This window comes from Saonia sp., from assembly GCF_056326165.1.
In genome coordinates this window covers 75232-92095 of record NZ_JBWFBN010000011.1, presented here as the reverse complement: position 1 = coordinate 92095, position 16864 = coordinate 75232, and the positions used below count along the sequence as shown (strand labels likewise).

General features: G+C 35.8%; 13 protein-coding genes. 8 read left to right on the top strand and 5 right to left on the bottom strand.

The window, feature by feature from the left end; translation table 11 throughout:
- The first annotated feature begins 66 nt into the window (after window positions 1-66).
- The 5 genes from aroC to AC000W_RS11080 are packed head-to-tail and all read left to right on the top strand — an operon-like array spanning window position 67 to window position 5555.
- Entirely contained in the window at window positions 67-1131 is a 1065-nt protein-coding gene (aroC, locus tag AC000W_RS11100; protein ID WP_474748330.1) for a chorismate synthase, read from the top strand.
- Window positions 1132-1188: 57 nt separating this feature from the next.
- A complete protein-coding gene (locus tag AC000W_RS11095; RefSeq protein ID WP_474748329.1) occupies window positions 1189-2514 on the top strand; it encodes a dicarboxylate/amino acid:cation symporter in 1326 nt (441 codons plus the stop codon).
- A gap of 17 nt (window positions 2515-2531) precedes the next feature.
- Window positions 2532-3563 (top strand): glutathione synthase, encoded by a 1032-nt coding sequence (gene gshB, locus AC000W_RS11090; protein ID WP_474748328.1) that lies wholly within the window; start codon window positions 2532-2534, stop codon window positions 3561-3563.
- A complete protein-coding gene (locus tag AC000W_RS11085; RefSeq protein WP_474748326.1) occupies window positions 3556-4383 on the top strand; it encodes an N-formylglutamate amidohydrolase in 828 nt (275 codons plus the stop codon). Before gshB ends, AC000W_RS11085 begins: the two co-directional genes overlap by 8 nt.
- Window positions 4380-5555 carry a flavohemoglobin expression-modulating QEGLA motif protein gene (locus AC000W_RS11080; RefSeq protein ID WP_474748325.1) on the top strand — a complete coding sequence of 392 codons (1176 nt, stop codon included), beginning with the start codon at window positions 4380-4382 and terminating at the stop codon, window positions 5553-5555. The genes AC000W_RS11085 and AC000W_RS11080 overlap by 4 nt, the downstream gene beginning before the upstream one ends.
- A 21-nt stretch (window positions 5556-5576) precedes the next feature.
- On the opposite strand, the gene AC000W_RS11075 is transcribed toward AC000W_RS11080, so the two are convergent.
- The 3 genes from AC000W_RS11075 to AC000W_RS11065 all read right to left on the bottom strand — a co-directional run bounded on the left by AC000W_RS11075 (window position 5577) and on the right by AC000W_RS11065 (window position 9522).
- Window positions 5577-6824, bottom strand: a complete 1248-nt coding sequence (locus AC000W_RS11075) for a mechanosensitive ion channel family protein (protein ID WP_474748323.1) — start codon at window positions 6822-6824, stop codon at window positions 5577-5579.
- Between the two features lie 90 nt (window positions 6825-6914).
- Window positions 6915-9005, bottom strand: coding sequence for a mucoidy inhibitor MuiA family protein (locus tag AC000W_RS11070; RefSeq protein ID WP_474748322.1), 2091 nt, complete (start codon window positions 9003-9005; stop codon window positions 6915-6917).
- 106 nt (window positions 9006-9111) lie between these two features.
- On the bottom strand, window positions 9112-9522 hold the full coding sequence (locus AC000W_RS11065; RefSeq protein WP_474748370.1) for a thiol-disulfide oxidoreductase DCC family protein: 411 nt from the start codon (window positions 9520-9522) through the stop codon (window positions 9112-9114).
- 276 nt (window positions 9523-9798) lie between these two features.
- Between AC000W_RS11065 and AC000W_RS11060 the strand changes: the two genes are divergently transcribed.
- Complete coding sequence (locus AC000W_RS11060; protein WP_474748320.1) at window positions 9799-9939, top strand: hypothetical protein; 141 nt, start codon at window positions 9799-9801, stop codon at window positions 9937-9939.
- A gap of 11 nt (window positions 9940-9950) precedes the next feature.
- On the opposite strand, the gene AC000W_RS11055 is transcribed toward AC000W_RS11060, so the two are convergent.
- Together AC000W_RS11055 and AC000W_RS11050 are read right to left on the bottom strand one after the other, a co-directional pair.
- The gene (locus tag AC000W_RS11055) at window positions 9951-11834 is read right to left on the bottom strand and encodes a hypothetical protein (RefSeq protein WP_474748319.1); all 1884 of its coding nucleotides are present in this window, start codon (window positions 11832-11834) and stop codon (window positions 9951-9953) included.
- Window positions 11831-13717: a tetratricopeptide repeat protein gene (locus tag AC000W_RS11050; protein WP_474748318.1), complete on the bottom strand. Its 1887-nt coding sequence runs from the start codon at window positions 13715-13717 to the stop codon at window positions 11831-11833. Before AC000W_RS11050 ends, AC000W_RS11055 begins: the two co-directional genes overlap by 4 nt.
- Before the next feature lie 283 nt (window positions 13718-14000).
- On the opposite strand from AC000W_RS11050, the gene AC000W_RS11045 reads away from it, so the two are divergent.
- Both AC000W_RS11045 and AC000W_RS11040 read left to right on the top strand, forming a co-directional pair.
- Complete coding sequence (locus AC000W_RS11045; RefSeq protein ID WP_474748316.1) at window positions 14001-16034, top strand: thiol-activated cytolysin family protein; 2034 nt, start codon at window positions 14001-14003, stop codon at window positions 16032-16034.
- Between the two features lie 108 nt (window positions 16035-16142).
- Window positions 16143-16520, top strand: coding sequence for a hypothetical protein (locus tag AC000W_RS11040; RefSeq protein WP_474748314.1), 378 nt, complete (start codon window positions 16143-16145; stop codon window positions 16518-16520).
- Window positions 16521-16864: the final 344 nt, after the last annotated feature.

The following is a 16864-nucleotide window of genomic DNA, read 5'->3' as shown; positions in this document are numbered from 1 at the left end:
TATTAAGAAAGGCGTAATTTTGGTTTGCAATAATTTAAAAATTACCTTTGACACAAATACAAATTAATGGCAGGAAATTCTTTCGGAAATCTTTTTAAACTTACCACTTTTGGTGAATCGCACGGAGTGGCAATTGGTGGTGTGTTAGATGGATGTCCTGCTGGTTTGGAATTGGATTTGGATGCGATACAATTGGATTTGAACCGTAGAAAACCTGGTCAGTCCGCAATTGTTACACAAAGAAAAGAACCCGACACGGTTGAATTTTACTCAGGACTTTTTGAAGGGAAGACCACAGGGACACCAATAGGCTTTGCTATACACAACACCAATCAAAAATCTAAAGATTACGGACATATCAAAGATTCGTACAGGCCATCACATGCCGATTATACCTATGATCAAAAATATGGTTTTAGAGATTATAGAGGTGGCGGACGTAGCTCTGCAAGAGAAACAGCAAGTAGGGTAGTAGCTGGGGCTATTGCTAAGCAGTTTCTAAAGAATATTAAAATAAACGCCTTTGTTTCTCAAGTAGGCGCCTTGAAACTGGATAAAAACTATACCCAACTAGATTTGTCTTTAACGGAATCTAATCCAGTACGTTGTCCAGATGCTGCAACGGCTTCCAAAATGGAGGAGTATATAAAGGGAATTAAGAAAGAGGGCGATACGGTTGGCGGAGTTATTACTTGTGTACTTCAAAATGTTCCTATAGGATTGGGAGAGCCTGTTTTTGATAAATTGCATGCCGATTTAGGAAAAGCCATGTTGTCCATCAATGCTGTAAAGGGATTTGAATATGGTAGTGGTTTTGCTGGCGTAAGCATGAAGGGTAGTGAGCACAACGACCAATTTAATCCTGATGGTTCTACAAAAACAAACTATAGTGGAGGCATTCAAGGTGGTATAAGTAATGGAATGGATATATACTTTGACATTGCTTTTAAACCGGTTGCTACTGTTATCCAAGCCTACGAAACCATTGATAAAGAGGGTAATATTGTAAAAACCCAAGGAAAAGGAAGGCATGACCCATGTGTTGTTCCAAGAGCGGTGCCTATTGTAGAGGCAATGGCTGCTTTGGTTTTGGCAGATTTCACTTTACTGCAAAGAACAAATAAATTATAATAGTTCATTTAGGGCTTTTCACTCCAAAATAGTATCTTTCTATCCTAAAATAGGTATATGAAGAAATTGGAACTGCATTGGAAGATTCTAATAGGAATGCTTCTTGGGATTGTATTTGGTTATGCAATGACTCAAATTGGATGGGGAAAAGATTTTGTTCTTGATTGGATAAAGCCTTTTGGGACCATATTTGTTAAGCTATTAAAACTTATAGCCATCCCTCTAATACTTGCTTCGCTGATTAAGGGAATATCGGACTTAAAAGATATTTCCAAGTTTAGAAACATTGGACTTAGAACTATTATCATCTATATATGCACAACCATTGTTGCTATTGTATTAGGTCTTTTGCTTGTAAACGTATTACAGCCTGGAGAAGGTATTTCTGAAGAGACCATTGCTAAGCTTACGGAAACCTATGCAAATGATAGTGGGGTTGTTTCAAAAATGGAAGAGGCCGCGCGACAAAAAAGTGCTGGCCCACTTAAGTTTTTAGAGGACATGGTACCAGATAACGCTTTGGCCGCTATGACCAATAATAAAATGATGCTTCAGGTAATTTTCTTTACCATTTTCATGGGCATTTCTATGCTGTTGATTGGGGAGAAAAAAGCAAAACCACTAAAAAAGTTTTTTGACTCGCTTAATGATGTTGTATTAAAGATGGTGGATTTAATTATGCTAACCGCACCTTATGCAGTCTTCGCATTACTAGCAAATGTCATAGTTTCATCTGGTGACTCCGAACTGTTGCTTGCCTTGCTAAAATATGCAGGAGTGGTTGTATTAGGTCTTTTCTTAATGATAGTCTTTTACTGCATTGTAGTTTCTACGGCAACTAAAAAGAACCCATTTTGGTTTTTAAAACAAATAAGCCCAGCGCAATTACTAGCTTTTTCAACCAGCTCCAGCGCCGCTACCTTACCAGTAACTATGGAAAGGGTAGAGGAGCATATAGGAGTGGATAAGGAAGTATCCAGTTTCGTCTTACCAGTAGGAGCAACAATTAATATGGACGGCACAAGCTTGTATCAAGGAGTTGCGGCTGTGTTTATTTCACAAGCCTTAGGGTTTGATTTGACCTTGAGCGATCAACTTGTAATTGTTTTAACTGCTCTGTTGGCATCAATTGGTACCGCAGCGGTTCCTGGAGCTGGAATGGTTATGCTGGTCATTGTGTTAGAAGCTGTTGGCTTCCCTGCAGAAAAACTAGCTATAGGATTGGCACTTATATTTGCCGTGGACAGACCGTTGGATATGTTTAGGACGGTAGTAAACATTACAGGTGATGCAACGGTTTCTATGGTTGTTGCAAAATCCGTCGGGAAATTAGGGAAACCAAATGTAAAAAATTGGGATGACCATTTGGATGAAGTAAAATAATGGTAAACAAACAGAAGATGAATATTTGTTTTTTAATGTACCCGTGGGAAGATATAGATCCCGAAAATGACACAAGTTTAACATTGATACATGAATGTGTAAAGCGCAATCATGGAGTGGCTATTTGCAGCCCAATGAATTTAACAATCAGAAATAGTGTAACCAATGCCTTTTGCACAGTTGTTAATAGGATGGAGAAGGTTCCTAATAGCATGAAATCCTTTTATAAACAAGCAAAACTACGAGAAGAAATGCTGCCGCTAGCGGGTTTTGATGTGATTTTTATGCGCGCCAACCCGCCATTGGACCCCATTATGCTTAACTTTTTGGATTCAGTAAAAGATGATGTATTTATTATGAATTCGTTGCAAGGATTGCGAGAAGCAAATAATAAATTGTATACAGCGGCATTTGGGGATTCTCATAGTAACATCATTCCAGCTACCCATGTTTCTAAAAACAAGAACTATCTCATTAACCAGATTAAAGATTCCACTGCTGATAAAATGATATTAAAGCCATTGAACGGGTACGGGGGTTCTGGGGTGATATTGATTGAAAAGTCAGCGATGTCCAATATAAAATCATTATTAGATTTTTATGTAACTAACTCAGATGGAAGCTCTAATTATGTAATACTTCAAGAATACATTGAAGGTGCGGACCAAGGAGATGTTCGTATTTTATTACTTAATGGCGAACCTATTGGCGCTATGAGGCGTATTCCTGGATCAGATGACCATCGTTCTAATGTTTCCGCAGGTGGTTCTGTTGCAAAACATAATATGACCAAAGAAGAAAAGGCTTTGTGTAAACAAATAGGACCAAAGTTGGTTAAAGACGGTCTCTTCTTTGTTGGATTGGATGTTATCGGCGGAAAACTGGTTGAAGTAAACGTAATGTCGCCAGGTGGAATTTCTTATATGAACAAGGTGTACAAAACCAAAATTCAATCAAAAGTTATAGACTTTGTTGAAAGCAAGGTAATAGCCAAGCTGAATGCTTTTGATAGACGTTCTAGATTACGTAGTGAAGTAGAAAATGCATAGGCTTTCCATACAAGAAATCATTAAAAAAATAGAATCGCAACAGCATTTCGAAGCAGTTGCGGACGACTACTCATTTACCCTTAAAATTAAGGCTTACATACCCTACATATGTGGAGCTGTACATGACGGACATCAGTTTAGAAAATCACTTTGGGGAAATTGCACCCATACAGAGCATGAGCGTTGGTATGAAGAGGACCCTTGCACCAAAGAAATGGTGCAAACACACCCAATTGTCATAGCTGGCTGCGATAGTCGTTTCGTATACGATTTAAACAGAACACCTGAAAGTGCTATATATGACGATGCTTGGGGGAAACCACTATGGAAGAAAAAACTACCCCAAGAAGAGAAAGTGACCAGTATGCTACAACATACCAATTTTTACAAAGTCGTACATGCCTTGGTCCAAAAACTGGAAGAATTACATGGTAAAGTCATTGTTTTTGATATGCACAGCTACAATTGGAAAAGGTGGACAAAGCCCGTACCCACTTGGAATTTAGGAACGGCTAATATTGACAATGAAAGGTTTGGGAAAATTGCAAAATCATGGAGTGAAAAACTTGGAAAAATGATGTTTCCAAATGAAATTGAATCAACATCAAAAATCAATGATACTTTTCAGGGAAATGGGTATTTTTTAAAGTACATAACTCAGAATTTTAAGAACACTTTAGTTTTGGCTACAGAAATTTCAAAGGTTTATTGCGATGAAGAGACTGGTGTTATTTTTCCAGAAGTTGTACGTGCCGTAGAAGAACAATTAAAAGAACTTATACCTTTGCAGGTAGAAGAATTCCACAGTTCCATAGTATGATTTCAGAAAAAGAAGCACAAGAAGTCCGTCACACATATTCAGATTTATTTGAAATCGACGCCAATCTTGATCGATTGGTTAGGCGTATTGAATTGCTGACACATGTAAATCCTTTGAACAGTGAAAAGGAAAAGCACAAGTTTTTCGCATCCAAGTACTCAGAAAACCCAAGTTTTAAGTACCCAAAGTTAAAGTTTGACCCCTATAAACTCCATAGACTGTTCTTTTCACAGCGTTTGGAGCGCATTACAGACGATTACATAAGAGAACTCTACCAAGACGTTATCTATTACTACAGCAATATGATTCAGTGCATAGAAAGCATTGGAGAGGGTAAAAAGTTCTATTTTAATTCGCTTAGGGTCTATGGCACCCCCACGGAGAAAGATGTGCAAAATGCCAAATACATTCTGCATTATGCGGATGAAGCCCCAACAACGGACATGGAGACCGTTTTTACATCAGAAGAGGCCAAAGCTTATTTTGAGGACTTTGTAAAGCAATACGATTTTCCCTTAAAAATAAAGTTCTCCATACATATTGCTGCAGATGCTATGGTGAGCAACAGCTCACAGACCCTTTTGCTTAAGAAGAATGTCAAGTTCAGTAAGAACCAATTATTGACCTTGGTTAACCATGAAATAGGGGTGCACATGGTGACCACCTACAATGGATTGGAGCAACCCCTAAAGATTTTTTCAAACGGATTCCCCAAAAATGTAGAGACCCAAGAAGGTTTAGCTGTTTTTAGTGAATACATGAGTGGAGCCTTAACATTAAAAAGACTTAAAGAGTTGTCTTACAGGGTTCTGGCATCTGATAGTTTAATTAAAGGTTATAGTTTTTCAGATACGTTCGATTTAATCCATAATCAGTACAAACTCAATAGAAATGATGCTTTTTCCATTACATTGCGTGCGCATAGGGGTGGGGGGTTTACTAAAGATAGATTGTATTTAAGTGGGTTGAGAAAAATTTATAAGAGGTACAGAAAAGACGGGGATATGGATGTATTGCTGTCTGGCAAGGTGACATTGGAATACGAAGACCATATCAATTATTTAAAAAATTTGGGACTAGCAAAGGAAATTACACATCAAAATTTGGCATTTAAAGAGAACTTAAACTCCAATGCCGACCTTGATTTTATCCTGAAGAATTTAAAACAGTAATTTCCTGCGATTCGCCCTGTGTTATTTCAATTTAAAATTGGTGCTACTGGGCAATTCAAAGCCCTCAAGATAAAAATAAGGGATAGAGGCCAAAAGATGGTCAAAAATATCCGCCATAATATATTCATAGTTTTCCCAACGCTTATCACTACTAAAGGCATAGACTTCTATCGGCAAACCTTGTGTAGTAGGGGCAAGTTGCCTAACCATAATCATCATTTCCTTGTTAATTCCTGAATGCTGATTTAAATAGGCATCAATATACTTTCTGAAAACACCAATATTGGTCAGGTTTCTTCCGTTCACCATCAAATTTTTATCAATAGTGTTTTGTTCATTGTACTGATTGATATCTACTTGTTTTTTATCCAGATACTTGGCTATTAAGCTAATTTTTCCAAGTTCATTGATGTCATCTTGACTAAGAAATTTTATACTTTCCTGTTTAATTAACAAAGCCCTCTTTATACGCCGCCCTTCGGAATTGGTCATTCCTCTCCAGTTTCTGAACGAATCGGAAATCATGGCATAGGTTGGTATGGTAGTAATGGTCTTGTCAAAATTTTGAACCTTTACTGTAGCTAGGTTTATTTCAATAACATCTCCATCTGCACCATATTTGTCAAAAGTAATCCAGTCACCAATGCGTACCATATCATTGATAGAAACCTGTATACTGGCCACGAATCCCAATATGGTATCACGAAAAATCAGTATAATTACCGCTGAGGCCGTACCTAATGCAGTTAAGAACTTCCATAACTCTATACCTGTAACTATTGAGAAGGCATAAAACATACCAATGGCCCACGAGAAAATCATAAAGACCTGGATATAACTATCTATAGGCTTATCCTTAAGGCTTGGAAACGTTTTAAGGTAGTCTTTAAACGTATTCAGCACACTCTTGATAACCCAAAGAAAAAGAACAATACCAAATACCTCTATTCCCTTTAAAATAACATTTTCCGCTATAGGAAAATCGCGAAATATATTGGGAATTGCCTTATAGGCCAAAAGAATTGGAAAAATATGCGCTATGTTCCTTGGCACCTTGTTTTTGACCAATAAATTGTCAAAGTTGGTTTTGGACGCAATGGATAGCCGGTTAAAAATACCTATGATGATTTTCCTAACTAAAAAATCCAATACAAACATGGTCAATAGGGTTGCCAATAGTAAAACAAACATGTTTATATATGCTGCCCATTCTTCGGACAAGCCCTTACTGGCCAAAAAATCATAGATCCAATGAGATATTTTATTCATCTGATACTGTTTTAGGGTTCATTATGGTTTAATGAACCCTAATTAGTGTATGCAAAACTAGTGGATTAAGAACGATTTAATACAATTGTTTTAAAGAGAAATATTCCTATACTTTGGATATTTCACTTGAAAAGAAAAGGATTCTTTTTGGGTTTCTTTACTAGTTAACTTCATTTTCCATGTTAGAAGTCCCTTCTTCTTATCATATTCCGCATTGTATGTCTCAATATCATCTACTTTAATTTCCTTATTCTGTGATAATGGAATTCTGTCCATCAATTTTAGGTCAATAGTAATGTTTTTGTTGTTTTTCACTTCCAAATCATAGGTTCTGTCCAAAATTCTTGTGCCGCTGGTAAAAGATTTGCTCTTAAAGTTCTTGTTCTGTTTTCTTTCCACAGTTATGTTGGGGTCTATGCCGAGGGAAACAATCATTTCTTTAGTAGTAGTGTATGGGTCTATGGCGGTTTTTCCTGCATAGCCACCTTCAAAGTACAGGTTGGCCTCACCTGGCAATAGGTTAAACTGCTCCCAATCGTTGAACATGGCGGTAAGAAATACATTTTCATTGAGAACAGGCGCAGCAAAGTATTCGTATTTGGCATTCAATTGATGCGTATTGATCTCTATGGCAGTAATATCCCCATCCGATGCAATGGAGTAGGTTTTTTTAATTTTGAATTCCGTACTGGTCATACTATCGCTGGCATTACTTTTTTTAGTGGTAATGACCACTACACCATTATTTCCCTTGTTTCCGTACAGTGCAGATGCGCTTTCACCTTTTAAAACTTCTATGTGTTGAATTTCATTTTCATCCAAGTCCCCTTCCATAAAACCATCCATGGGAATACCATCAACAATATAAAGAGGAAGTTTTGGTTCTGGTGATTTTGTTCTGTAAGAGGAGGATGGGCCTCTTACAGAGATTCCAGCTGCTCTACCTTGTACAATTTGTTCAGAACTTACGGTACTTACTGCTCCAGTTATATCTGACCTACTACTGGATCCATAGGCAGTAACAACCACTTCTTCAAGCATTTGTACATCTTCATCCAAGCGAATGTTCATGATAGAGGAATAAATAGGTAATTGCTTGCTGCTAAAACCAAAATAAGAAAACTCTAATTCTTGTCCTTCGGCAACTTCAATGGAGTATTGACCGTCAAAATCCGTTGTGGTGCCATTTGTTGTGCCTTTTACAACAACATTGCATCCAGGTAGTGGTAATCCAGATTCATCAGTAACCATTCCAGTAACTTGTTTTATCATGGGATTATAGGCATATCCTTGTTTTTTGGAGGTTGGCGCATATCTTTTTTGATAACCGTTTACAAAATTTAAATATTTTGTTCCAACAATTGGTTTTGCAATATTTATATTGGGGTTGCCTGTAGATAGCGTTACCCTCACATCGTCCCAGTCCATTCCCGTTTTTTGATATACATGTGCTTTGTATGTTAATTGCAGGGGATCGTTTATTTTTTTTGATTTGATGTCATAGGTGGGAATCCATCCTGCGTCTTGTACCGAGTATGATAAAATTAAATTCAAGGAGGCTGGGATAGGGGAGTCAAATGTTATTGATATTTTTCCTTGTTCTTTTACGGGAGCATTGTTTATTTCGGCCATTTGATTTTGGTGCGCCCTAATATTGGCCTTAATGGCATTTATTTTAAGGTTATTCTTAAAGATTTCATTCTTGATTTGGGTGATACGTTCACGGTAATAGGTACTTACCTGCTTTACTTTTTCCAAATCCAAGTCTTGGGTCCTAGAGCTTATAGCTCTATTTGCGGTAATGACCAATTCTTCCTCTTCCAAACCCACATTCTTGTTTTTTAAAAGGGCAATCTCCATTTCCAGGCCTTCAATGATGTTTGTCAAGGACTCAATTTCTGGATTGTCCTTGGATTTTATTAAGTAATCCATATCATAATCCATGGACAGAATGGAAACATACTGCAAACCTGATATTTGAATACTGCTTTCATCAATTTTTGGTGAAAGTCCAACAAAGTCAATCTTGCTGATGCCAGCTTTTATGTTATAGTTGGCGGAACGGGTAATTTGTGCACTATTTAGGTACACAGTTACCTCTTTTATTTTGGATGGAATTTTAATATCGTTCCCAAAAACGAAAAGAGGGCAAAGGATGAGTAAAAGAATTAGATTTTTCATGTTTTTTGGTTTTAAAGTTGTTCAAACCTAGCTTGGGAATAGGTATTTTAAAACCAATAGTGTGTAAAGTATGACTTCTATTGAGGGAAGTGTTTCTTTTGGTGAGTCAGTCTAAAAACTTAGCCTTTAATTCTGGTGTAGGTATCATACATGCCTCTTTTTTACCGTACCATTTGTACCTGTTCTTGGCGACAAAATCGTATACGATATTTCTTAATCTTACAGGAATCCAAGTAAATACAGTGGTTAAGCTCCATAGTCCGCCAAACTCCTTTACAATATTTAGAATAGCATCAGATTTGGTGAAGTAGGCAACACCGGGTTCAATCAAAATAATGGAATCTATTTCTGAAGTATCAATTCTGCGTTCTTTTAGCAATCTTTCGCCTGTTTCTCCCTGCAGGGCAGCGTAACGAAAGACATCTTTTTTGTCCCTTTTTATGACAAATTGTACAGAGCTATTGCACAGATTGCAAACACCGTCAAAAAGAATGATTTTTTTGTCCATTGCTTTCATATTGTCATTCTCGCGTATGCGGGAATCTTTTTCCACTGTACAAAGATACGGTGGATAACTTTAAAATGTCATTTCGACTTATAGGAGAAATCTCAATGGTAAAATATATCGCTGTTTAGATTTCTCAGTCATTTCATTCCTTCGAAATGACAATTACAGTTAGACCAACTTTTGTTGATTAGTTTTTTTTAGTGCATATTGTAACAAAAAATTACTTGTAAAATCTTCAACTCAAAAAAAACAATTATTTTTAGAATGAATTTAAAAACTATAAAAATGAAAAAAATCATCTATTTGTTCGTTTTAGGATTTGCCTTGACTTCATTGGTAGCATGCACTTCAGATTCTGAAGCTGATAACTTATATGAAGAATTAGCTGATGAAAATGCAAATACAAGGAATAATCAATGGCAATGAAGGGAACTAGACTATAATGTATTTAAAAATTGGTTTAAATCCACATTCTTATCCAGCTCCAATTTCTTTTTAAGTCGGTATTTAGATTTTAGAATACTATCAGGCAATACATTTAAGGTGGCTGCAATTTCCTTGGTGGTAAGGTTCATTCGTAAAAATGCCGCCAAGCGAATCTCTTTTTCGGATATATCTGCGTACAGTGTTTTCAACTTTTGGTCAAAATCATTATGCACATCGGCGAAATAGGTTTTAAATACTTCCCAATCTTTATCGGAAGCATTTTCTTTTTTTAATAGCATCACAATGCGTCTAAACTCCATTTTAAATTTCTCAGGAGAGTTTTTTATGCTCTCCAGATTTTCCATCAGTTCCTGAATGAAGGTGTTCTTCTGGACTAAATGCAAGGTTTGACTGGTCAATTCCTTTTGTTTATGTTCAATTTCTTGTTTGTAGATTTCCTCCTGCTTTTCACGGGCAATGCGGTTCTTTTTGATCCGTTGGCGATAGCCAAAAACAGAAAGTCCAAATAAGGCTAGGGCAGAGGCCATACCCCCGGCAAATAAACCTTTGGTGAGTTTGTCTACCTTTGCTTTTTCGTTTAGTGTATTGATTTCCTCTTCTTGTAAGGCTATTTCTGCTTCTTTTTGTTCCGTTTTGTAAATAGTCTGCAATTCATTTACCTTATTTTTCGTTTCCCTGCCATAAATGCTGTCATTTTGGATTTTAAAAAGTTCAAGATAAGCTAGTGCTTTTGATGTTTCACCTTTACCCTTATAGGCTTTATATAAATTCTCATAACTTCTGTTTATCCCTACTTCAATACTAATATTTTTGCTTAATTCTAGTGCTTGATTCGAATAATTTATAGATGAATCATAGTCTCTTTTTTCTAATTTTAACTCAGATAAATCAAGCAAAACAATTTGTTTGCTAAATTCAGAATTAATTTTCTCCGCAATTTTGAGGCTATTGAGATAAGTTTTCTCCGCAGCATTATAGTCTTTAGTAATAAACTGAATCCTTCCATATTCGTTCAAAGCTGTGGTCAATAGAATGGAATCTTTCATTTTTTGAGCTAAATAAATAGCTTTTTTAATATTTACTTCTGCACTATCTTTTTGAACAGGCTCTTTGGAATACAAAATGCTTAAACCCTCATGCGCTAGCGCTAAAGTATAATCGGAATTGTATTCCTGAAAAATTGGAATACATTCATAATAGTATTCTAGTGCCTCACTTCTATTATCTAAGGATTCATGAACACACGCTACTATATAGCATCCTTTTGCATACCCAACCTCATCCTTATGCTTTTTAAAAATTTCAGCAGATTTCAATCCATACTTAAGCGAAAGTTGAAAATAGCCTTGTTCCAAATAGATAGAGCTATTTAACAAATAAGAAGAACCAAGTTTTAAGGAATCTCCAATTGAAATCAGAACTTTTTCAGCCAACTTGTTGTAATAAACTGCGCTATCATATTTTGATTGATAGAAATAGTCCCTTGCAATATTGCTAGTAGCTAAAACTTCTTCCTTTTTAAAGTCATTTTCTTCAAATACTTTAGATGCTTTTTTTAACTCGTATGATGATTTGTCAAATTCACTTAATTGTGAGTAAATAGCACCTCGATATAAATGACCAAGCCCTATGCCTTTTGAATAATTCAATTGATTGGAAAGTTCCAATATTTGATTAGCATAATTCATTGATTTGTCTGTATCGTTATCGAGATAATATTTCCAAACCTTGGAAAGGATATCTATATGATTGGTATCTTTTTTTGACAGTTTAACTTCATTTAAAAGACTATCTATATTGGTAAATGACTGTGAATGGACATTCAATTGTATGCATACAATAGCTATGATTGATATGTATATCGTTTTTTTCATAATGCGTTTAAAAATTGGTTTAAATCAATTTCTTTATCCAATCCCAATTTCTTTTTAAGACGGTATTTGGATTTTAGAATACTGTCTGGTAACACATTTAGTGTAGCTGCAATTTCCTTGGTGGTAAGGTTCATTCTAAGAAAGGCCGCCAAACGAATCTCTTTTTCAGAAATATCAGAATATAGGGTTTTTAGCTTTTGGTCAAAATCATTGTGTACTTCTGAGAAGTAAGTTTTAAAGACTTCCCAGTCCTTGTCAGATGCATTCTCCTTCTTTAAGAGCATAACAATACGTCTAAACTCCATTTTAAACTTCTCTGGAGAGTTCTTTATATGTTCCAAGTTCTCCATAAGCTCTTGGATAAAAGTATTTTTTTGTACTAAATGCAGTGTCTGGCTAGCTAACTCTTTTCTTTTATGTTCAATTTCTTGTTTGTAAATTTCCTCCTGCTTTTCACGGGCAATGCGGTTCTTTTTCATCCGTTGTTTAAACCCAAAATACAAAAGACCGGAAACAGCCAAGAAAGTGAACATACCCCCTGCATAGAGCCCTTTGGTCAATTTGTCTACCTTGGCTTTTTCATTCAGAGTTTTAATTTCTTCTGTTTTTACAGCGATTTCAGCTTCTTTCTTTTCGGTTTCATATATGGTTTGCAACTCATTTATTTGCCTTGTTTTTGTGATTGAAAAAATGCTGTCGCTTATTAATCTTGAGCGTTTTAAATCCTGAATAGCTTGGCTTAGTGCTCCATTTTTTTCATGAGCCATAGCTCTGTTTTTTAGAGTGTTTTGTAATTCATTGGAAACTCCTATTGAATCAGATAGTTTAACAGCTCTATTTAACAGCTCAATGCCCTTATTATATTTTCCGGTCATGGAATATGCGAGACCAAGGTGAGAAAGGTCATTTGCTAAATTGTTGTCAGCTGAAGTGTTTTCGCCTAATGCCATACTTTTTTCTAGATATTCTATTGCTGTCTTATAATCTTTCATCGCTATATATTCACTTCCAATATTACCGTATGCTATTATTGCTGCTGATGGAAAATTATTTGACAAAGCAACTTGGAGACCTTCTTTGTATTTTTTTAGAGAATTGTCATGCTCATTCATGGAGGAATAGACATTACCAATGTCGGAAAGGGTATTGGCCAAAAACATATTATCCTCTAACTCTTTGTAGACTTTAGCAGCGTTATCAAAATAATCAATTGATTTTTCATAGTTGTCCTGTACATTGTGTAATTTGCCTAGGTTACGATATAAATCTGCTTTATGGTAAGTTGTTATTTGTAAAGTATCATACGTTTCAAGTGCTTTTTTATAGAATTCCATAGCTTTAGGATAATTTCCAAGTTCATAATAATGAACACCACTATCGCTTAATGCAGATCCGTACCGCAAATAATCTTTATCTACTAAATTAATTTTTGCAACACTGTCCATTAAAATTATGGCTGTTTTATAATCTCCTTCATGCGCATATAGTATGGAGAGGTTTTTAAGCGTACTTCTTATAAAAGAATCATCTTTGTTTTGTTCGGATTGCTTTAATGTTTTATTGAAATAAAACTTTGCAGAATCCATTTGTTGTAGATTAAAATGATGGTAACCAAGGTTAAAATCTCCTCTAAGTTTACCATGTGGGTAGTTTGCGTCGTTTGATATTTTTCTCATTAAAGAAATATAGCTCTTTGCCTTCTCTGAGTCATTATATATTAAAAGGTCTATGATATCATCCAGAAGCTCCACTCTTATTTCTATTTTTTCGGTGACTTCATATATGTTAAGTAGACTATCAACTTTTTTTTGATTTTGTGCATTGAGAAGCGCAGTAAAAAAGTAAAAAAGAATAAAAACTAAGAAAAGAGTTCTTTTTTTCATGGTTTGTTAGGTTTTTTACTAAGATAAACCATAAAAAATGTCAAAAAGGGCTTGTCCATACTTTGTCCATACTTTTTTGGAGTCAACATTGAATAAAAATAAAATTAATTAACTGTAAAACAATAAGTTACGTGTTTTTTATAAAAACAAGGATTTAGCCTGTCCATGGTGTATTTCATCGATTTATATAATAATTGTCCATGTTTTGTCCATGGACAATATTAGGTAAGGGCTTGACTTGAAGATAGTTTTGGGGTGTTGAACCTTTAAAACCACAAAATTTATGAAAACAAGTAAAGTAATTTTAAAAAGATTTATGCTGCTAACAGTTGTTTGTATGGTACTAACAGCCTGTAGCAAAGATGAAAATGATACTGGAATCATTGATGACGACAATCCACCAGTAGGTACAAACCTCACTTTTGACTCTGTAATCGGCCAAGGAGGGGAATTCCAAGAAGTGCCCCAGTCTAGAACCGAAGAAACCCTTGAAGAAGGAGAAGAATATCCAGAGGACTATATAACAGACACTGGTTCGGAGACAGAAACCTTAAGATATATATGTAAATCAAGAACGGTTAGTGTTACAGATGGTACAGGAGAATTTCAGACTTTGGGCGGAGTAGCATCTGAAATTTACCCAGGTGCCCTACTACAAGGCAAGACCATAAATAATGTAAAGCCACAAGCAATACCATTGAAAAGAGCTGGCGGTAGCATTTCGTACAATTTAAACGATGGAAATTTAAAAGCATCCCAAGACTTGGATGAAATGAGCGAGTCTCAAGTGAGACAGGCAATGAACAATATTATCTCCGGTAGTAGTGGCGTTGTTCCGTCAAATTTCGTTTTAACCTATGAAAATGTGTTTTCTGAAGAACAGCTTGCACTAAAAATGGGACTTTCTTACGAAGGATATGGTATTAAGGCAGAAGGTAAGTTATCATTTAGCACTGAAAGCACATATAATAGAGTACTGGTAAAATTGAATCAATCTTACTATGATATCAGTTATGACTTTCCAACAAGCTATGATGATGTTTTTGATGAAAGTGTTACACCTGAAGATTTAGACAAGTATATTCAAGCAGATAATCCTGCAACCTATATTAAAAAGGTGACCTATGGTAGAATTTTCTATATGTTGATAGAATCTACCTCTTCATTGGAGGAAATGAACACGCAAATATCTGCTTCGTATGACGGTTTTAAAAATGATATAGAAGGTAATCTTGAAGTTGATACAATGAAGAAGATGGAAAACCTAAAGGTAAAGGTGATTGCTTACGGCGGTGATTCTCAAAATACATTTGCAAGTTTAGGTGAGACAAATGTAGAAGCTTTGGCAAATATGTTGGCAGCAAGTACAGACATAAGAACAGCACTACCTCTTTCCTATGAAATATACTCATTAGCAGACCCATCAAAACAAGTAGGAGTTAATATTTCGACTGAAATGGAAATTGTGGAGTGTGATTTAAAGGGGGTTCTTCCTCCACAAGGCTATAGTAATCTTGTTGAACTCTTTGATGATGGTATAGGAGCAGCAACGGCAGTGGCTGGCTCTAACTCAATACTCTTTAATGGTGCTGGTACGGAATATGTTTGCTTTAATGGTAATACGGGAGCTATTTCACAAAAATTTTCAATAAAAGATGCTAATGCTCCTTTGGGGGTCATACAATACGATGCTGTGAGTGCAGGTTTACTTTATATACCTGGCGAAATTTGGCTGTATGATAAAGAAAGTTTAGAGTTTGTGATATTTAAATTTGACCCAGCACCTTATGCAGGAAACAGCAATACTATTCCCAACTCCTATATTGGCATACAATATTACGGCCCCTTTAACACTAATGAGGTGCATAACGCAAGTCTTGGTTCGGGAGAAAGCTTCCCGTTTGCAAGTGTAGGTTTTGGTGGTGCTGCCTATTTAGGATATACGAAAACTACAGAGCAAGAAAATTATTTTGGTGGTGTTATTGTTCATAACATCTATAAATACCGTCATATTTATATTGAAAGGGGAGCAGGAAATAAGTACGCCTATGAGGACTATATTGTTGATAGATGGACAAGAGTTCCTTTGGTAGGTTCTGAAACAACAGGTACAGATATAACTCGTAAATGGACTGAGAAAAGGGATTTTAGAGATTACGATAAAAGCACATGGGCATTAGATGCTGTTGGTGCAGGTTGTAAGATTACTTTGGGTAACGAAGATTTAAAACTACTTTATTTTGGCACTGATGGTAAAACATTTTTTGTTCGAAACGATTTGTATGGAGCTGCAGATGGCCCATACGTAATTAATTAATTTAAATTCATACGGTCGGTATCATAAGTTATGATTCAACAACTTGATATCGGCTGTTATTTTAAAGAATACATATAGTTAAAAAACATAAATCTAAAAATAAAACCGATGAAAAAACCAATTTATATAGCAATACTGATTTTTGCAATAGTAATTACGTCCTGTTCAAAAGATGAGCAAGGTACTGATATTGATTCCAATTTAACGGGAACCTGGAACGGAACTTATTCAGGAGATGATCGAGGAATTTGGACAGTAAATGTGGATGCCAATGGTAATGTTTCTGGAACAGCAACTTCGGCATATACCCAAGACTCCCAAAATATCTCTGGAAAAGTCACTGATAATGGTACTCTGTCTGCCACTTTGGGCAATACGGAAGACCGTGAGTTTGTAGGCCAATTAAAAGAAAATGACGAAGCTACGGGTACCTGGATAGATGCCGGAAGGGATATGGAGGGCACTTGGGAAGGCAGCAAACAATAAAGCCATTTTAAAATCAAGAATCAGCTTCAATTTACTGTTTTGTAATGTATGAAATGGCAGCTGGCCGCTCAGGTTGGGTTCAACAACTTGATGCCGGCTGTTTTTTACAGTGTTTTATTGAGCTGTCCATGACTTTACACCATCTTCCTCTTTATGCGCATATTTAAGTAATTGATTTGTAGAATTTTATAAATCTCATTCTTTTTCATATAAAGTACTTGTCCATAGGGTCCAAACGCACAGCCCATCAATTTTGTCCATACTTTGTCCATGGACAAAATTAGGTTCAACCCCACATCATAAGTAATTTGGTAGTGTTGAACCTTTAAAACCAATCAATTATA